Below are 17,973 nucleotides of genomic sequence, written 5' to 3' on the forward strand. Positions count from 1 at the left end.
CCACGGGCCAGGCTCAGGCCTGCTGAGGCTGGTTGTTGCCTTCGGCAGTCAGTTCCTCGAAGGACACCGTCTTGTCGGTGACCTTGGCCTTGTCGCACACGAAATTTACCACGTTGTTTTCGAGCACGTAGGCCTCCATCTCGGCCAGGCGCTGCTGGTCACCGTAGTACCAGCGCATGACTTCCTTCGGGTCTTCGTAGCTCTTGGCGAAGTCTTCGATCTCGGCCTTGATCTGGTCTGCCTTGGCGTCCAGGCCGTGAGCCTTGACGATCTCGGCCAGGATCAGGCCCAGCTTGACGCGGCGCTCAGCTTGCTGCGTGAACATTTCGGCCGGGATGGGCATGTCCTTGGCGTTGGGCATGCCACGTTGCTCCAGGTCGCGACGCGCCATTTCCACCAGGCGCTCCTGGTCTTGCTCGATCAGGGCCTTCGGCACTTCCAGCTCGCTCGCCTTCAGCAGCGCGTCCATGACCTGGTCCTTCAGCATGGCGTGCGTGCGGCGCTTGACTTCGCGCTCCAGGTTTTCGCGGATGTCGGCGCGCATCTTCTCGACGCTGCCGTCGGCGATGCCCAGCGACTTGGCGAACTCGTCGTTAACTTCCGGCAGGTGCGCCCACTCGATCTTCTTGAGCGTGACGGTGAACTCGGCAGTCTTGCCGGCCACGTCCTTGCCGTGATAGTCCTCGGGGAACGCCAGCGGGAAGGTCTTGCTCTCGCCAACCTTCAGGCCCAGTGCGGCTTGCTCGAACTCGGGCAGCATGCGGCCTTCGCCCAGCACGAAGGCGAAGTCGTCAGCCTTGCCACCGGGGAATTCCACGCCGTCGATCTTGCCGACGAAGTCCAGGGTCACGCGGTCGCCGTTCTGGGCGGCCACTTCCGCACCGCCGTCGCCGTGCTCGCCGGCTTCGCCACGGGTGTGGTAGTGCACGCGCTGCTTGCGCAGGATGTCGATGGTCTTGTCGACTTCGGCATCGCTGATTTCGGTCTTGGTGCGGGTCACTTCGGCGCCAGCCAGGTCACCCAGCTTGACTTCCGGATAGACCTCGAAAGTCGCGTCGAAGGCCACTTCGTCTTCGCTCACGCCGTCGGTCTTGACTTCGAACTTCGGCTGGCCGGCAACCTTGACGTCTTGTTCCTTGGTGATGTCGAAGAACTTGCGGGCAGCCTTGTCGAAGCGCACTTCGAACTCGACTTGCTGGCCGTATTGCTTCTCGACCATCTTCATCGGTACCTTGCCGGGACGGAAACCGGACATCTTCACCGTCTTCGACAGGCGAACCAGACGTTCCAGCTTTTCCTTTTCGACTTCGGCCTTGGGAATGGCCAGGGTCACCTTGCGGTCCAGTTTGCCAAGGTTTTCAATGACATTCGACATGGTCGTTGATCCAATCCAGAGTGTTGTTGTGTTCGTAAGCGCACCCCGCTCGCGTGCCCGAGAAGACACAGGCAAAGCGACGGCTAATGCCGATACCCGGCACGCAAACCGCGTCGCACGCAGGACACGCGCAAAAATTGGCGTTTCCAGAGCATCCGGGCGCAGGTCCACGCAAACGGAAAACGGGCATTATCGCACGGTTTTCATTCGGTTCCGGCAGTTTTTACCCGGGAACCGGCTCGGCGGGCACATCACCGCTTGCCACGGTCCCCTGGCGCAAGGCGCGCACCAGCAGGCGCGCCGGATCGATGGCCTCGGCCAGTTCGAGCTCGAGCGGCAATGGCTCCCCTTCGATCTGGCTGGCCAGCAATTCCGCCCCCAATGCGGCCCATGTGAGGCCGCGCGAGCCATATGCAAGTGCCGCGTAAAGCCCCGGCAGCCGAGGGATATCCCTTAGGCGTGCCCCGCTGAGTGCCGCGGCGTCCCGCGCCGCCTGGGCCTCGTCGGCCACGCGGCCGATCAGCGGCAGGCGGTTGTGCGAGACGCTGCGCACGCCCACATACCCCTTGAGCGTTGCCGGATCCAGGCTGGCGGCCGTGCCGGCAAGCGCCGGCAGCAACGCGGCGAGCCGGGCGAGGTTCTCGGCGTGCACCGCGGGGCGCTCGTCCAGCGCGCCGGATTCCTGTGCATCCGGCTCGTAGCTGGAACCGATGCGCGCGGTGCCATCCGCGGCGCGCGGCAGCAGGTAGCCGGTGCCGGTGACCACGCAATCGGGCCATTGCCCAAGGCGCGCCAGCTCTGCCGGCTCCAGCGTGGTGAGCTGGCCGCGCACCCGGTCGATCGTCATATGGCGCAGCGCGAGCAAGCGCAGCGCTTCGTACGCGTTGGCCACGACCACCACCGGCGCCGCTGCCATGACCATGCCCGCCTCATCCAGCGCCTGCCAGCCATCCGCCACACGCGCCAGCCGCGCAACGCGGCTGCCATAGCGCGCCGTTACCGCCGTCCCGGCCCGCGCCAACTGCGCGCGGCAGATCTCGGGCGGCGGCGCCCAGCCGCCCTGCCCGAACCACAGCCCCCCATGGGGCACCGGCGCGCCATGCCGGCTGGCCGCCTCCTCGGCGCTCATCCACCGCGCGAACGCTTCCGGAAAACCCAGGGCGGCCAGAGCCGCCTGCTGGATAGCTGCGTCCTCCACGCCCGCACCGGTCTGCAGCACGCCGCAGCCCTGCCAGCCGGGCGCATGTCCCGCCGCCGCCAGCCCCGCCCAGGTCCGCAGGGCCTGCAGGTTGCCGGCGCGCGACAGGCGCGACAGGACGCTGTCATCCGAGGACAAGTGCGGATGCATGGCGGCGGCACGGTGGGCTGAGGTCAGCTGCGCCGGGCCGTCATGGGCATCGAACAAGGTCACGCGCCAGCCACGCAAGGCCAGCCGCTCCGTGACCGCGCAGCCGGCCAGGCCCGCGCCGATGACGATCGCGTGCCGCTCGGGCCACGCGGCGGCGGATGGCGGCGGCTGCCGCCGCGTGCCGTGCATGACGGGGAAGCGCGCCACGGTCATCGGTGGCTCTGAGCCATATCCCGGTGCAGAACTGACCGCGAAGCCGGCGGCTTGCAAACCGCGCTGGAAGACGATGTCCGCCACGTGGGTGGCGAGCGTGGCCTCCGGGCGAGCCAGCCGGGCCAGCCGCTTCATCAATGGCGGCTGCCACATATCGGGATTGCGCGCAGGCGAAAAACCGTCCAGGTAAAACGCATCCGCGCCCAGCGCCAGCCGCGGCAGCACGGCGTCGACATCGCCAAACGCCAGCGTCAGCACGACCGCCCCGCCCTCGAATTCCAGCCGGTGCAGGCCGGGCAGCGCCAGCGGCCACGCGGCCCTCAGTTCGGCGGCCAACGGCATGAGCGCCGCCTGCGCGCCAAGGCTGGCATGCATCGCGGCAAGCCCCTCGCTCGTCAACGGATGCTTCTCGATCGACACAAAGTGGAGCCGCCGGCAACGCTTGGGATCGTCTCGCCATGCCTGCCAGGTTGCCAGGAAGTTCAGCCCCAACCCGAAGCCGGCCTCCACAATCACGAACTGGCCGCGCCCACCCCAGGCCTGCGGCAAACCGTTGCCGGCAAGGAAGACGTGACGGGCCCGCTCCAGGCTATCCTCGTTACCGTGATAGGCCTCGTCGTAGCGCGCCGAGTATGGCAAGCCTGAGGCGGAAAATGCGGGCTCGGCGAGATCTAGGCTGCGGGACATGGACAAGGTAACAAGGTGACAAGGGTCGGGAGAATGGGAAATGCGCAGGACCGTCAGACGCGCAATGCACTGGAAGTGCATTGGGACCGGAGGATGGCGAAGGAGCCGGCAATCGGCAATCGCCCGCCAGGCGCGCCCTCCGGCATGCCGCCGGCCCGCCCCAAAGCCCGGCGATGGTAGCATAGCGCCCTGTGCCGCCGGCCCCTCCAGGCCGGCACCTGCACGCCCCGCACGCCCTTTTCCCGCCTCGCCATGCTCAGCTACCGTCACGCCTTCCACGCCGGCAACCACGCCGATGTTCTCAAACACGCCATCGTGGTCCAGTTGCTGGAGCAGTTGAGCCAGAAAGACAAGCCCTTCTGGTACATCGACACGCACGCTGGCGCCGGGCTGTACGCGCTCGATCACGCCTACGCGCAGAAAAAGGGCGAGTTCGAGACCGGCATTGCCCGGCTGTGGCAGGCCGCCGCCGCCAAGCGGCCCATGCCGACGCTGGTCGAGGATTACCTGGAGCAGGTACGCACGCTGAACCCGGACGGCAACCTGAAGCACTATCCCGGCTCGCCCTGGCTCGCCTGGCAGATGCTGCGCGACGCGGACCGCCTGCGCCTGTTCGAGATGCACAGCACCGAAATCCAGGTGCTGCGCGACAACTTCCGTGGCGCCGGCCGCCGCGTCATGCTGTACGACGGCGACGGTTTCACCGGCATCAACGCCATCCTGCCCCCGCCGCCGCGCCGCGCGCTGGTGCTGATCGACCCCTCATACGAGGACAAGCAGGACTACGGCCGCGTGGTGCGCAGCCTGCAGGATTGCCTGCAGCGCTTTGCCACCGGCATGTACGCGATCTGGTATCCCGAAGTGCAGCGCCGCGAATCCGTGCAATTGCCGGTGCAGTTGAAAAAGCTGCCGCTCAAGAGCTGGCTGCACGTCACCCTGCGCGTCAAGCACCCGGTCGCTGGCGGGCTGGGCCTGCACGGCAGCGGCATGTTCATCGTCAACCCGCCGTGGCGCCTGAAAGAAACCCTGGAGGCAGCCATGCCGGCCCTGGTGACGATGCTGCGCCAGGACGACGGCGCCGGCTTCACGCTGGAAGCGCAGGAAAGCTGACCTTCGCGCCGGCCGGGCCGCGCCCGGTTGCGTGCCTCGCGCAACCGCATCGGCTCGGCAATCAGCGGGCGTTCGCCCGTACCGGGCTTTGGCCTTCCCCACCCATCCTCCATACTGGTAAATCCCATTAGCAAGAGGCGCCCGCTGGAGGCAGCCCATGTGCATCAACTACGCACCCGCGCAGGCTGGCCTGCTCCGCGACGTATTTGGCGTCACCCGCCCGGCGCAGGAATGGCCGCCGGAAACATGGCCCGACTATGCGGCGCCGCTGCTCGTCTCGGACCATGATGGCCAGCGGCAATGCCTGGTCGCTACCTTCGGCATGGTCCCCAGGAAACGCATTCCACCGGGCGTGGCGAAGTTCGACACCACGAACGCGCGCTCGGAATCGGTGGCCGAAAAACGAACCTTCTCCGCCGCCTGGAAGAGCGGCCAGTTCTGCCTGGTGCCAGCGGATTGCTTCTACGAGCCCAACTACGAAACCGGCAAGGCTGTGCGCTGGCGCATCCGGCTCAAGGACGCCGCGCCCATGGCGATCGCGGGGCTCTGGCGCGCGTGGCCAGGCGCGGATGGCCAGCAGGCCGTCAGCTTCACCATGCTGACCATCAACTCGGATCGCCACCCGTTGATGCGCCGCTTCCATGCGCCGGGCAAGGAAAAAAGGATGATCGTGATCGTGCCGCCCACCGATTGGGACGATTGGCTGAACTGCCGGGATACGGAACTGGCGCGTAGTTTCCTGCGCCCCTATGCGGCGGACAAGATGGCGGCGGAACCCGCACCGCTGCCGCCTCGCACGGCAAAGGCATCGTGACGGGCGAGCGCCCCTCACGATCGGAATCGCCAGCGATCGTGCCGCCGTCAGGAGATGGTGTACCTGTTCTGCCGGCTGCGGGAATAAAGCCCGCGTGCTAGTTCCAGGATGTGGTCGCGGTGGCGGTCGAATGCCTCCAGCACGGCAGGCTCGTCCGGGCGCAGTTCGGGGCTGAGGTTGGAGAGTACCGCTCGGTCGACCTCGAAGGAGATCTCACGCGAACTGTCGTAGCCCCAAAAACATACGCAATGCCTGGATGGGTCGTAACTCCGGCTGGGATTGGGAAAATTAAGTGCCATCTCTGTATCCTAGTCCGATTCGCCGCCCTCTGTACGGTATAGAAGGCGGGACTGCCGTATTTGCGCCGGATTGGGCAACTATCCCATCAGCAAGTCTGGAGAAGACCGCTTCTCATTGCCATATCGCTTACCGATGACCTGGTGTCGAGCCGCACAGACATGACGCGACATAGGTGTTGGGAAAACCAGATCTAAGCATCTTCTACTTCGCCCGCGCACGGCCAGACCGTACGATTCGCATCACAACCACGGTGGCACGATCTCCGTGGTCCAGGACAGGACGGCAATCATAAAGCTGTCCGCCTGACATCAACACTAGGGTCAAGGGGTCTTATGAAAAGCTTGCGCGGAGCCAGCAACGGGTGGGCGCCGGACGTCGAGGTGACAGACAGGGGCATCTGGAAAAACACGATCGCCGCAGCCAGCCACGCGCTGGAAACCGTCGCCCTCATCGAGCACGGCGTTGGCATGACATTAAAGCTGCAGCGCAAGGTCCGCGCGCTGCGCGAGCGTTTGCACGCCACGCAAACCGAACTGGACCGCTACCGCGACATGCACGCCGCCGCCATGGAGGCGTTGCGCCGGGCCGAGGTGACGCCGCCCGAAGACACCGGCCGGCTGCGCGCCGAGGGCGAAGCCCTGCAGATGCGCCACCGTGCCTACAAGCTGCTGGTCGAGCATTACGCCCGGGCCGGCATTACCATCGACCTGGCCGTCTTCGCCAGGCAGCGCCGCCAGGTCCTCCAGCACATCCTTTTCCAGCAGCGCCGCGGCGTCGCGCCGGGGCAGATCAGCGTCGACGATATCGCCTTCCTGCTCCGCTGATCCCATCGCCAGAGGGGAAAGAGATTCCGACGGCCATTGCGACAATCGCGAGCCAGCCGGATCCGCTTACACCGGCTGCGCTTTCAAAGGCCCGCGCAGTTCGCGGGCTTTTTTTTTCGCGCCGGCGGGCGGGCGCCATGTTGCTGCTCCGTATTGCTGCTCTGTCGCGCCACTCAATGTAGCTATTGACGAACATTGCCCGCGCAAATGATAATACGTCGCATTTGCAACCACCCGCAACCGCGCGCACGCCATGCCGTCACATCCCTCGCGCGCGTTCGGCTTGTTCGCCTACTACGAAGAGCTGGTTGGCACCTGGACTCGCAAGCTCGCCAATCGCTTTGATGCCGAGGACCTGACTCAGGACGCGCTGCTCAAGGTGCTGGAGCGCAAGGACAGCCCGCCCGAGCATCCCCGCGCCTACCTGCACCAGACCGCCCGCCACCTTGCCATTGACGCCTTCCGGCGCGAGGGAGGCCGGCAGACGCTCCCGCTTGACAGCATCGACGCGCATCACGCAAGCTCCGGCGATCCCGAAGCCGCGCTCCACGCTATCCAGCTCGCCGCCGCGCTCGAGCAGGCGCTGGCGGAGCTGCCGCTGGCATGCCGTCAGGTCTTTGTCTGGCAACGCCTTGAAGGGCTCTCCCAGCAAGAGATCGCCGAGCGCCTTCAGGTCTCCAGGAACATGGTCGAAAAACACATGATCCGCACGATGCGCCATCTGCGCGACCGGCTCGGCCCGCAAGCACCCCATTGAGTACCACGCCTTGATCCAGGCTCCTGCCCCCTCCTCCTTGCCCGCGCCCCTCCCTGGGGCCGCACGCCGATGACGCCAATGACGCCGACGCCGCCGCCGGACGCTCCCCGTGAAGCCGCGGCACGCTGGTTTGCGCGCGTCCGCGCTGGCTCACTCAGCGAGCAAGAACGCATTGAGATGGCGGCCTGGCTTGGCGCCAGCCCCATGCACCGGGCCGAATACACCGCGCTGGAGCGCATCTGGCAAGTGGCAGGCGTGCTCGACCCGGAGCGCCTGCGCGCCCTGGCGCAAGACCCAGCACCGGCCGCCGCCGCCCGGAGATCGGGACCTGCCTTGCGCGCCGCCATACTGGCCAGCCTCTGCGCGGTGGCCGTTGGCGCCGCCTGGCTCATGCGCCAGCAGGCCGCGCCCGGCCCGGCTACCTATGTGGCCAGCGATGCGAGCCACTACACAGCCAGCTTCAGCACCGCGCCTGGCGAGCGGCAACGCGTGACGCTACCCGACGGCTCCGTCGTCGAGCTCAACACGCGCACGCGGCTATCGGTACGATTCGAGCCAGGCCAGCGCACTGTGACGCTGGCAGACGGCGAGGCTATGTTCGAGGTCGCCCACGCCAACGAGCGGCCCTTCGTGGTCGATGCCGGCAGTGGCAGCGTCACGGTCACCGGCACCCGCTTCGACGTGCGCCGGGACGGCGCCGAGGTCACGGTCGCGGTCGAATCCGGGTCGGTGAGCGTACAAGGGCGCAGTGCAGCTGCGTCTGCGGCGCGCCTGTCGGCCGGCCTTGGCACGCGCATTGCCGGCGACGGCCGGGTCGCGCCCGCGGCAACGGTCGATCTCGGCGCCGCCGTGGCGTGGCGCGAAGGCAAGCTGCTGTTCAAGGACCAGCCGCTGTCGCTGGTAGCCGCCGAGGTCTCCCGCTATCGGCGCAGCCCGGTCAGGATCCGCGACGCCGGCACCGGCGCACTGCGGCTGAGCAGCGTGTTCCGCGCCGACGATACCGATGCCCTGCTCGCCGCCCTGCCGCAGTTCCTGCCGGTGGGCGTGCGCACCCTGCCCGACGGCAGCACGGAAATATTTTCACGCTAGATTCAGGTTTTTGCTCCGCGTTTCGTCTTCTCCCGGAACGTGCCCGCGCGCCGCGGGCCTGCGTGCCTTTGTGCCAATCCGGCCTCTCCGAGAAGACCCGACGTGAACCAGCAACATCCTGAGAAGCAGCAACAGATCCCGGCCCGCCACGCACGCGCCAGGCCCCTCCTGATGGCCACCGTGGCCGCCGCGCTGATCGGCGCCGTTGCCACGCCGGCAACTGCCCAGCCAGCCTTGCCATCGCCGGTGGCGATCGACATCCGTGCCCAGCCCCTGGCCGACGCGCTCACGCAGCTCGGCCGGCAAACATCGCTCCAGCTGTTCTTCACGCCCGCATTGGTGGCAGGCAAGCAAGCCCCGGCCGTGCATGGCAGCATGCCCGCCGAAGCCGCGCTCGATATGCTGCTCAAGGGCAGCGGCATCCGCTACCAGCGCAATGGCAGCGGCATCGTGCTGCAGCCCGTGGGCCAGGCCGGTGCCGCCGCACCGGTCGCCGCCACCACAACGTTGACCACCCCGGCAACGACGACCGCGCCCGCCCCGGAGGCCGCCAGGATGCTCGAAGCCGTGGAAGTCACCGCCTCGCGAACCTCCAGCGACCTGATGCGCCCCACGCGGCAAGTCACGGTCATCGACCGCGAGGAGCTCGATGCGCTGAAGACCGGCTCCGACAGCGTCGCCACCCTGCTCTCCAAGGTCGTTCCCGGCATGGCCGACTCCAGCCATACCGTGACCGATTTCGGCCAGACCCTGCGGGGCCGCGGCATGCTGGTCCTCGTCGATGGCATTCCGTTGAACACCAACCGGGACTCGGCGCGCAACCTCGCCAACGTGGACCCCGCATTGATCGAGCGCATCGAAGTCCTGCGCGGCAGCAGCGCCATCTACGGCGGCGGGGCCACCGGAGGCATCGTCTCCATCAACACGCGCCCCGCCGGCGGCCCGCCGCTGTCGGAGACCACGTTTTCACTCACCTCGCCGCTGTCCCGGCTGCGCGCGGATGGCTTGTCCGGCCAGCTGCAGCAGCATGTTTCCGGCAGCGAGGGGATGGTCGACTATGCTTTCGACGTCGGTGCCCGCCGCATCGGCAGCGCCTACGATGCGCGCGGCCAGCGCGTCGCTCCGGAGCCCAGCCAGGGCGACCTGTTCCAGTCGGACAACTACAACATCGGCGGCAAGCTCGGCCTGCGCCTGACGCCCGAGCAGCGCGTGCAGCTTGCGGTGAGCCATTTCAACGCCAAACAGGACACCGACTACGCCTCCGACCCATCGGTAGCCCGCCTGACGCCGGGCAGCGTGCCCGCACGCGCCATCAGCGGCCTGCAGCTCGCCGACCAGAACCAGATCCGCAACATGCTGGTCAATCTCGAATATGAGCACAAGGACCTGGCAGGCAGCGCGGTCTGCGCGCAGCTCTACTACCGCGACTACTTCACGCGCTTCACGCCCTTCGACGCGCGCTCGGTCGTCACGCGCGGCGGCAATGTCGACCAGTCCATGCAAAACTCCGACGTGTTCGGCAGCCGCCTCACCATCAAGACGCCGCTGGACAGCGCCAAGCGCACCCGCCTGGTATGGGGCCTGGACTTCGAGCAGGAACGCAGCGACATGCCGATCGACATCTTCGATCCCAAGGCCTATGACGCCAGCGGCGGCCGCGTCTTCAACAAGACCGGCACGCTCACCTACATGCCGCAGATCACCACGCGCAGCCTGGGCGGCTTTGGCCAGTTGCAGCACAAGTTCAACGCGCAGTGGTCGGCCGAGGGCGGCCTGCGCTACCAGTACGCCAACACCCGCTTCAACGACTTCGTGCCGCTGTCGCAATCGCGCCTGGCACAGCCGGCTACGGTAAAGGGCGGCTCGGTCGACTACACCGCGCTGCTGGGCAATGTCGGCGTGGTGTACAAGCCGGTCAAGGGGCACGAGCTCTATGCCGCGTTCAGCCAGGGCTTCAACCTGCCCGACATCGGCCTGCAGGTACGCAATGCGCGCGCCGGCTTCGATCTCGGCGCCTCCGACCTGCAGCCGGTCAAGACCAACAACTACGAGCTCGGCTGGCGCGGCGCCTTCGGCAACACCCTGACCTCGCTGGCGGTGTTCTACACCACCTCCAACCTGGGCGACGTGCAGAGCTTCAACAACGGCCTGATCCTGACCCGCACCGCCGAGCGCATCTATGGCGTGGAAGCCTCCGCCGACTACCTGTCCGACAACGAGCAATGGGGCACCGGCGGCACCTTCACCTTGATGCGCGGCCGCGAAACCCCGCAAGGCAGCCCGAGCCAGCAGATGAGCGGCTACCGCATCCCGCCCCTCAAGCTCACCGGGTACGTGCAGTACCGGCCTACGCCCGCCTGGAGCCACCGCCTGCAAGCCACCTTCTTCGCCGGACACGACTACCGCCTCAACGGCGCCGACAGCTTTGGGCGGCGCGATGTGGCCAGCTACACCACGCTGGACCTCATCAGCCGCTACCAGGTCAGCAAGAAGGACACCATCACAGTGGGCATTCAGAATCTGCTCAACCGCTACTACTACCCGCTCTACAGCCAGTTGCTGCGCAACAGCAACAACACCTCCCACCTGCCCGCGGCGGGCATCGTCATGACGGCCACCTACGTGCATCGCTGGTAGCGCGACCGGGGCGCAGCGGTATTGTCGGCAGAATTCGATATACTGTATATGCATACAGTAACCCACTGACGCCATGTCATCTGCACCCCGCCGCATCGCCCACCTGGATATGGACGCGTTCTACGCGTCCGTCGAGCTATTGCGATACCCGGAGTTGCGCGGCAAGCCAGTGGTGATCGGTGGTGGACGAAATGCGGTACCCGAGATACTTCCCGACGGCAGCCGGCGCTTTGCCCGCCTGCGCGACTACGCCGGGCGCGGCGTCGTCACCACGTCCACCTACGAAGCCCGCGCGCTGGGCGTGTTCTCCGCCATGGGCATGATGAAGGCCGCGCAACTCGCCCCCGACGCCATCCTGCTGCCCACGGATTTCGACTCGTACCGGCACTACTCCCGCCTGTTCAAGGCTGCCGTCGCCACCTTCACCAGCGAAATCGAAGACCGGGGCATCGATGAGATCTACATCGACCTGAGCGACGTGCCGGGAGAGCCCGCCGACATCGGCACCCGCATCAAGCAAGCGGTGCGCGAAGCCACGGGACTGAGCTGCTCCATCTGCATCGCCCCCAACAAGCTCCTCGCCAAGATCGGCTCCGAACTCGACAAACCCGACGGGCTCACCCTGCTGGCAGCCAGCGATGTGCCACTGCGCATCTGGCCGCTGCCCGTGCGCAAGGTCAACGGAATCGGCCCGAAGGCCACCGAGAAACTCGCAACGCTGGGCATCGCCACGGTCGGCGACCTCGCCAGCGCGGACCTGGGCATGCTGCAGAGCCATTTCGGCCGCAGCTACGCCGCCTGGCTAGCCGAGATCGCGCAAGGCCATGACGAACGCCCGGTGGTCACCAGCTCGGAGCCCAAATCCATGAGCCGGGAAACCACGTTCGAGCGCGATCTGCACCCCAAGCAAGACCGCCAGACCCTTTCCGAAGTCTTCACCGGCCTGTGCCAGCGCCTGGCGGAAGACCTTCGCCGCAAGGGCTATGTGGGCCGCACCATCGGCGTCAAGCTGCGCTACGACGACTTTCACACCGTCACCCACGACCTCAGCATGCTGGCCCCGACGGCGGACGCCGCACAGTTGCGGCGCGCCGCCACCGAATGCGTCAAACGCGTTCCGCTGGACCGGAAGATCCGATTGCTGGGCGTGAGGGTCAGCGCGCTGACACCCGCGGGCGAACTGGCGCCAGCTGCGCTGCCGGCACAGGGAGAGTTGCCTTTCGCCGACAACCCTTAGCAGACCCCGCCGCGGGCCGATCCGTCTGATAGTATTGGCGCAGCCGTGCATAACTGCAGCGCTGGCTGCACGATCAACACCTTCGGGCTAACGTCAATTGTCATTTGACCTGGATATGCGGGCCTCTACCGAAGCTGAAACCAGACATGACCGCATCGACACCTCGAAGCCGCTGAACCTGAAAGCCGCATTGCAGCAAGAGCGGTTTGACGCGCTGACACGCCTCGCACAGCATCTCTTCAAGGTCCCGGTTGCGCTGGTTACGCTGCATGATGTGCCCCATGATGCGCATCCTGGCGACGCTCCCATCCTCGTCGACGGCCTATGCATGGGCTTTCATGCGGCGTGCGCCTTGACCACATCGAGCGGCGGCCAGCTTGGCGCCTTCTGGCTGTTCGACGCCGGATCACGCGAACTGGACCAGGCGGAGCGTGGCCTCCTGCAAGACTTTGCCGACATGGCGGTCGCCATCATCGAGCGCGACCTGGCCCAAGGCAAACTGAACGACGACACCGGCAGGCTAGCGGAAAACGAAAAGCGGCTCGAGCTGGCCATCGCAGGAAGCGGCACGGGCGTCTGGGACCGGGATGTCCAGGCGGGCAACATCCACTACTCGGCCGGCTGGAAGGCCATCATCGGCTATGAAGCGTCCGAGATCACCAACCGGATCGAAGACAGCTATACCCGCGTCCATCCCGACGACCTCGCCTACGTCCAGGCCGCCATGCAAGCCCACTTCAACCAAGAGACGGAAAGCTATGCAGTGGATCACCGGATCCGCTGCAAGGATGGCAGCTATAAATGGATATCCAGCCGCGGCAAGGTAGTCAGCCGCGGCAGCAACGGCGAGCCGCTGCGCATGATCGGCACCACCACCGATATCACGGCCATCCAGGCACTCTCCGAAGAACTGCAGCAAACCGTCGACCTGATCACCAGCCTGACCAACGAAGTCCCGGGACTGGTATTCCAGCATCGCCTGCTGCCAACGGGGGAATCCTTCCTCCCCTACGCCAGCGCCGGCATCGCCGATATCTACGAACTCACGCCGCAACAGGTAGCCGCCAGCACAGCCCCCATCCATGCCGTCATCCACCCCGACGATCTGGAAGCCTACGGCGCCTCGCTTCACGCATCCGCGGCGAGCCTGAAGCCGTGGCACCTCGAGTACCGCGTCGAACTGCCCAGGCAAGGGCTGCGCTGGCGGCAAGGCGACGCGCGCCCCCGGCGGCTCGAGGACGGCAGCACGCTATGGCACGGATTTATCACAGACGTGACCGAGCGCAAGCGCATCGAGGGAGAACTGCAGGAATTTGCAACTATCGATTTCCTGACGCAACTACCCAATCGCCGTCACTTCGTCGTGCGGATCGAACAGGAACTCGCCCGGATCCAGCGCACCGACGGCCGCCCTGCCGCCGTCCTGACGTTTGACCTCGACCACTTCAAAGCCATCAACGACACCTGGGGCCACGCCATGGGCGACCACGCCCTGCGGTGTTTCGCGACGCTGCTGCGCAATGCGCTGCAAAAGCACGATTTCGCCGGCCGCATCGGCGGCGAAGAATTTGCCGTGGTGCTCCCCGATGCGAGCCTTGATGCGGCGACACGATTCGCCAGGCGTGTACAGCATCAGATCGCGGAAACCCCACTGCTTGACGGCAGCCAGATCGTCACGCTGACCGTCAGCGTCGGCATTGCCCTCATGCATGCCGCCGATCCCAGCGCGGACCTATCGCTGTTACGCAGCGATGGGGCGCTCTACCGCGCCAAGGAACGCGGCCGCAACCGTATCGAGTGTTACTGATCCACGCCAGGCCGGTGGCTGGCGAAGCGATACCTCAGGGCAATGACACACCGGCAGAATCCCCAGCACCCCGGCCAGCCTCTCACGCCATTCATCAATGGCCGGAAAGCGCCTCCTGATGCATAAACCACCCATTAAATTACCCATTAGTCATTGAATTTGAAGTACCCACAGAAAATTTACCTTCAGGTAATGCACAGGTTTAATGGGCCATGGATATTCAAGATACGCGTCAACAGCGCCTAGCCCAGATCATGGCCGAACAGTTTGGCGGCTCCATAGCGCGCCTGTCAGACCGGCTAGACCGCGACCCCTCATACTTCTCCCGCATATTCTCGGACACAGGCAAAGCCGGAAAAAAACGCATCGGCGAACATCTCGCACGCGACATCGAAGCCAAGCTCGGCCTGCCTCGCCTATGGCTGGACGGCGACGCGCACGACGCCGCCGCACCCCCAAAAGAAGAATCCCTGCCGCCCGAGATAGCCGCCCGATTCGCCCGCCTGATCAATGGCTTGCGCAACGAAGACATCGACAGGATGCTCGCGGCCATCGAATTGATCACGCAGGTCGAAGCCGTGCAATCGGTGCGTAAATACAAGAAAAGCACCAAAACTGCCCGCGTGCTGAAGACCGACGGGAGAAGCACGGCATTCAAGCAAGCCAGCAACGCCGTTCACGAAAGCGGCATACAGACACCCGCCAAGCCACGCAAGAAAACGTCCGCAAGCTGAGATCAGCGCGACTTCCGGCTTGCAGGATGTATCACCCCGCGCTCCGCACGATCCTCTTGGGGCATCTCGATTACCCGTCGAGCTTGCCTTTTTAATTACCCATAGGTAATCTTTGGCATCGACTTCCCTGAAGCTGCACGACCAAGGAAACTTCATGCTCATAGGACTCTGCGGCCGCCCGGGCTCCGGCCAGGACCTCATCACGAACTACCTGGCTTGCGGGAACCACGCCTTCCACGTCATCACCTTCGACGCCCCGCTGCGCCACATGATCCAGGCCTGTGCGGGCATCCATGAGACATACTTCGGCCTGGCCAAACTCCATGACGTCATCCCGGCGCTGGGCAAGTCACCTGCCCAACTGCTGCGCACGCTTCGGGAATCATGGAACCGTGCGCCGATGGATCCGGATGTATTGGTCAGGTACTTCGCGCAAACGCTGGCCCGGCTCGATGGCCGCGATGTTGTGGTCCCCGATGTGTCCACGCAAGCAGAGGCTGAGTTCATACAAGCGCGCGGCGGACGGTTGATCCGGGTCGTTTCGCGACGCGGGCTGGGGGCTGAGCCGTTGATCAAGCGCGCATGGATTGATCTGGAGCTGGCGGTGGGTGAGGAGTCGGACTGGTCGTATGCGGAGATTGATGCGATCGTGGGCGAGGACGTTTTGGTGGGTTGACGGGTTGCGACGCCGGCCAAAGATCAAGGTTCCGCGCATCGGGTGCGACGGCAACCAGCAAACAATATTTGCACAATTGTTAGCCGCAATGGCTAACATGAAGATGCACACGATCGCGTTCACCAGGCAATCGGCCCGGCCGCCCAAGCCATGCCCGCAAATGCCGCGGAACGCCCATCGAGGAGGTGCCTTTCCATGATCAATATTCAGTTCATCGAACGTGACGGCCACCCCGAGTTCGCGGTAGTGCCTATTGAGGTGTGGGAGCGGATCAAGCACCGGGTCGAGGATCCGGGCGATGTCACGCTGCCAGACCACGCCAAGGCCCAAGACAACACCTTTCGGATCCCCGCCGCCATCCTGGACGCCGAACTCGCCGGGGATAACCCGGTCAAGGCATGGCGGGAATATCGCCGCATGACCCAGGATGCGCTGGCGACAGCGGCAGGCCTTAGCAAGCCCTACCTTAGCCAGATAGAAAACCGCAAACGCGATGGCAGCCCGGAGGTTTTCCAGAGCTTGGCGGCGGCGCTGCGCGTCCCGCTCGACGTATTGGTCGGACAGCCGGAAAAATAGCGCGACATCCGATGTCCAGACGAAATATCGGATACCTCCCGCCATCCCGCGGACAGAACATCCCCTAAAACAGCAGTAGCGCACTGCTCAGAGAGACAACCATGGATTCGATACCGCAACGCAACGTACACGTCGTGCCTCATGGCGACGGGTGGGACATCATCCACGAGGGGGCAAAGGGCGAAAGAGCACACTTCCTCACTCAGGAAGAAGCGGTGGAAGCCGCGACGGCGATTGCACAGCGCGAGAAGGTGGAACTCCTGGTGCACGGCCAGGATGGCCAGATCCGCACGCGGAATAGCTACGGGCGGGACCCCAGGAGCATAAGAGGCTGATCATGCTCTGGCGGCTGGCGTCGAGGACCCGACACGCCAGCCTACCTCCATGGAATGGCCACTAGGAGGATCGGAGCACTTTCTTCATCGAGGGAGCAGGATGGAGGACATAGCTCTCGCGCTCATAGAAGGGAATGGCCTCCGGCCGTGCGTCGAGAAACACAGCAGTCATATCGCGCGCACGCGCGTCGGCTTCCGCATATGCCATCAGGGCGTGACCGGCACCACTTCCCCGCGCTTGCGCATCGACCACAAGGTCATCGACGTGCAGGTGTGCCCCGCGCGCCAACGTATGGACGGGCCGCATCCCCATCACGCCGATAAGCTTGCTGCCTTGAAAAGCGCCAACAAGCTCGTAGCCAGAATGCGATTGCCGGCGGGCTCGGCGCAGGAACTCGGCTTCATCCAGCGAGCGCAATTGCGTGATGACAGGAAAAGCTTGCCGCCATTCCGCCGGGGAAAGCCTTCGGATATCCAGACTGGTGCTGCGATTTGCAGTCATCGTTTCATTCCTTCCTCATCGCCGAAATCCCGATTTTGGCACAGGCTTTAGCAGCCAGCATCCAACGTGCACGGCGAAGTCACCCGCTATCACGTAATGCCCCAGCACTCTCCTGCTTGGGGCGATTCTTTCCGGATGCCCAGCCGGCGCTATCTCCCTCGTCGCCATATAGCCCACGCCGCAACGCGCTCAGCCCTCCCCTCTACGGCGGGGTACTGAAACTGGTGCGACGCACCACAATCAATAGCGGCGACGGATTGCCCCTTTGCCCTCTCTCGAGGGTGTAGCAACCACCTTGCCGCCCCCTCTTTCACCCAACCGGAATGCAGCATGAGAATTACTCCGATTCTTGCTCTAATGTTGGTGCCGGGCGCAGTTCACGCCCAACTCGCGGCCTACAAATCTTCCGGATCGGCTGGCTACGGTGGCTATGCCGCCGCCTCGCAGCAGCACGGCAGCACGGCCTACGGCTCAGCACAAGGTCAGGGCAATTCGCTCTCTGGCGTAAACGGCGCCATTACGCAGCGCTATAGCAATGCCACTTCAGGGCATCAGCGAGAAGAGTTGACCGCTGCGCAGACTGCGGGAGCTTCGCGGGACTACGGCGGCGGTGGAAGCAAAACCTCGTTGAATCCGTCGACAGCCCGGGCTCAGCCGGGCAAATGAATAGGAGCGACGCCGCCGTGCCGAGGCCATGAGCGTCCCCGTTCTCTTGCGTGCCCAAAACGATACGCGGCGCCGGCAAACTCGAGCGGCATGCCTGCCTGGCGCTCAGGCACATAGATCTGAGTTGCCGCCTCATCCCCGAACTTTCCGCGCGAGTCCGGCTTCCGCTTCTGTATAAACGAAGCGATATCGTCCGCGCTGACCTGCCCCCCAATGGACCAAAGTCCTATAGCCTGGGAACCTCACTTCAAATACCATGTGTTTGGGGCTAGCTGCGAAGCAGGTG

17 protein-coding genes are annotated in these 17,973 nt (G+C 65.0%); 13 read left to right on the forward strand and 4 right to left on the reverse strand.

Annotated elements, in window-relative coordinates; translation table 11 throughout:
• Positions 1-13: 13 nt before the first annotated feature.
• Together tig and mnmC are read right to left on the reverse strand one after the other, a co-directional pair.
• Positions 14-1,375 (reverse strand): trigger factor, encoded by a 1,362-nt coding sequence (tig, locus tag AC1Q7Q_RS26265; protein WP_441630808.1) that lies wholly within the window; start codon positions 1,373-1,375, stop codon positions 14-16.
• A gap of 223 nt (positions 1,376-1,598) precedes the next feature.
• A complete protein-coding gene (gene mnmC / locus AC1Q7Q_RS26270) occupies positions 1,599-3,623 on the reverse strand; it encodes a bifunctional tRNA (5-methylaminomethyl-2-thiouridine)(34)-methyltransferase MnmC2/FAD-dependent 5-carboxymethylaminomethyl-2-thiouridine(34) oxidoreductase MnmC1 (protein ID WP_492370658.1) in 2,025 nt (674 codons plus the stop codon).
• A gap of 252 nt (positions 3,624-3,875) precedes the next feature.
• Between mnmC and AC1Q7Q_RS26275 the strand changes: the two genes are divergently transcribed.
• Both AC1Q7Q_RS26275 and AC1Q7Q_RS26280 read left to right on the forward strand, forming a co-directional pair.
• Entirely contained in the window at positions 3,876-4,733 is an 858-nt protein-coding gene (locus AC1Q7Q_RS26275) for a 23S rRNA (adenine(2030)-N(6))-methyltransferase RlmJ (RefSeq protein ID WP_043345913.1), read from the forward strand.
• A gap of 157 nt (positions 4,734-4,890) precedes the next feature.
• Positions 4,891-5,547 (forward strand): SOS response-associated peptidase, encoded by a 657-nt coding sequence (locus AC1Q7Q_RS26280; protein ID WP_492370659.1) that lies wholly within the window; start codon positions 4,891-4,893, stop codon positions 5,545-5,547.
• Between the two features lie 47 nt (positions 5,548-5,594).
• On the opposite strand, the gene AC1Q7Q_RS26285 is transcribed toward AC1Q7Q_RS26280, so the two are convergent.
• The gene (locus tag AC1Q7Q_RS26285) at positions 5,595-5,846 is read right to left on the reverse strand and encodes a DUF1488 family protein (protein ID WP_043345911.1); all 252 of its coding nucleotides are present in this window, start codon (positions 5,844-5,846) and stop codon (positions 5,595-5,597) included.
• A gap of 333 nt (positions 5,847-6,179) precedes the next feature.
• Here AC1Q7Q_RS26285 and AC1Q7Q_RS26290 point away from each other — a divergent pair, with 333 nt between their 5' ends.
• The 10 genes from AC1Q7Q_RS26290 to AC1Q7Q_RS26335 all read left to right on the forward strand — a co-directional run bounded on the left by AC1Q7Q_RS26290 (position 6,180) and on the right by AC1Q7Q_RS26335 (position 16,519).
• A complete protein-coding gene (locus tag AC1Q7Q_RS26290) occupies positions 6,180-6,671 on the forward strand; it encodes a hypothetical protein (protein WP_492370660.1) in 492 nt (163 codons plus the stop codon).
• Positions 6,672-6,924: 253 nt separating this feature from the next.
• A complete protein-coding gene (locus AC1Q7Q_RS26295) occupies positions 6,925-7,428 on the forward strand; it encodes a sigma-70 family RNA polymerase sigma factor (RefSeq protein WP_492370661.1) in 504 nt (167 codons plus the stop codon).
• Between the two features lie 69 nt (positions 7,429-7,497).
• On the forward strand, positions 7,498-8,517 hold the full coding sequence (locus tag AC1Q7Q_RS26300; RefSeq protein ID WP_492370662.1) for a FecR family protein: 1,020 nt from the start codon (positions 7,498-7,500) through the stop codon (positions 8,515-8,517).
• A 171-nt stretch (positions 8,518-8,688) separates the two neighbouring features.
• Positions 8,689-11,154: a TonB-dependent receptor gene (locus AC1Q7Q_RS26305; RefSeq protein WP_492370806.1), complete on the forward strand. Its 2,466-nt coding sequence runs from the start codon at positions 8,689-8,691 to the stop codon at positions 11,152-11,154.
• Positions 11,155-11,227: 73 nt separating this feature from the next.
• Positions 11,228-12,391 carry a DNA polymerase IV gene (gene dinB / locus AC1Q7Q_RS26310; RefSeq protein WP_492370663.1) on the forward strand — a complete coding sequence of 388 codons (1,164 nt, stop codon included), beginning with the start codon at positions 11,228-11,230 and terminating at the stop codon, positions 12,389-12,391.
• A gap of 115 nt (positions 12,392-12,506) precedes the next feature.
• Positions 12,507-14,198 (forward strand): sensor domain-containing diguanylate cyclase, encoded by a 1,692-nt coding sequence (locus tag AC1Q7Q_RS26315; protein WP_492370664.1) that lies wholly within the window; start codon positions 12,507-12,509, stop codon positions 14,196-14,198.
• A 212-nt stretch (positions 14,199-14,410) separates the two neighbouring features.
• Positions 14,411-14,932 carry a hypothetical protein gene (locus AC1Q7Q_RS26320; protein WP_492370665.1) on the forward strand — a complete coding sequence of 174 codons (522 nt, stop codon included), beginning with the start codon at positions 14,411-14,413 and terminating at the stop codon, positions 14,930-14,932.
• A 112-nt stretch (positions 14,933-15,044) separates the two neighbouring features.
• Positions 15,045-15,608 (forward strand): hypothetical protein, encoded by a 564-nt coding sequence (locus AC1Q7Q_RS26325; RefSeq protein ID WP_492370666.1) that lies wholly within the window; start codon positions 15,045-15,047, stop codon positions 15,606-15,608.
• Between the two features lie 195 nt (positions 15,609-15,803).
• The gene (locus tag AC1Q7Q_RS26330) at positions 15,804-16,184 is read left to right on the forward strand and encodes a helix-turn-helix domain-containing protein (RefSeq protein ID WP_492370667.1); all 381 of its coding nucleotides are present in this window, start codon (positions 15,804-15,806) and stop codon (positions 16,182-16,184) included.
• Between the two features lie 101 nt (positions 16,185-16,285).
• Complete coding sequence (locus AC1Q7Q_RS26335) at positions 16,286-16,519, forward strand: DUF2188 domain-containing protein (RefSeq protein ID WP_492370668.1); 234 nt, start codon at positions 16,286-16,288, stop codon at positions 16,517-16,519.
• Between the two features lie 61 nt (positions 16,520-16,580).
• Here the strand turns inward: AC1Q7Q_RS26335 and AC1Q7Q_RS26340 are convergent, their stop codons facing one another.
• On the reverse strand, positions 16,581-17,021 hold the full coding sequence (locus AC1Q7Q_RS26340; protein ID WP_492370669.1) for a GNAT family N-acetyltransferase: 441 nt from the start codon (positions 17,019-17,021) through the stop codon (positions 16,581-16,583).
• 330 nt (positions 17,022-17,351) lie between these two features.
• Here AC1Q7Q_RS26340 and AC1Q7Q_RS26345 point away from each other — a divergent pair, with 330 nt between their 5' ends.
• Positions 17,352-17,687: a hypothetical protein gene (locus tag AC1Q7Q_RS26345; RefSeq protein WP_492370670.1), complete on the forward strand. Its 336-nt coding sequence runs from the start codon at positions 17,352-17,354 to the stop codon at positions 17,685-17,687.
• The last annotated feature ends 286 nt before the right edge of the window (positions 17,688-17,973 follow it).

The sequence above is a fragment of the Cupriavidus sp. GW823-FHT07A04 genome (genome assembly GCF_058794615.1).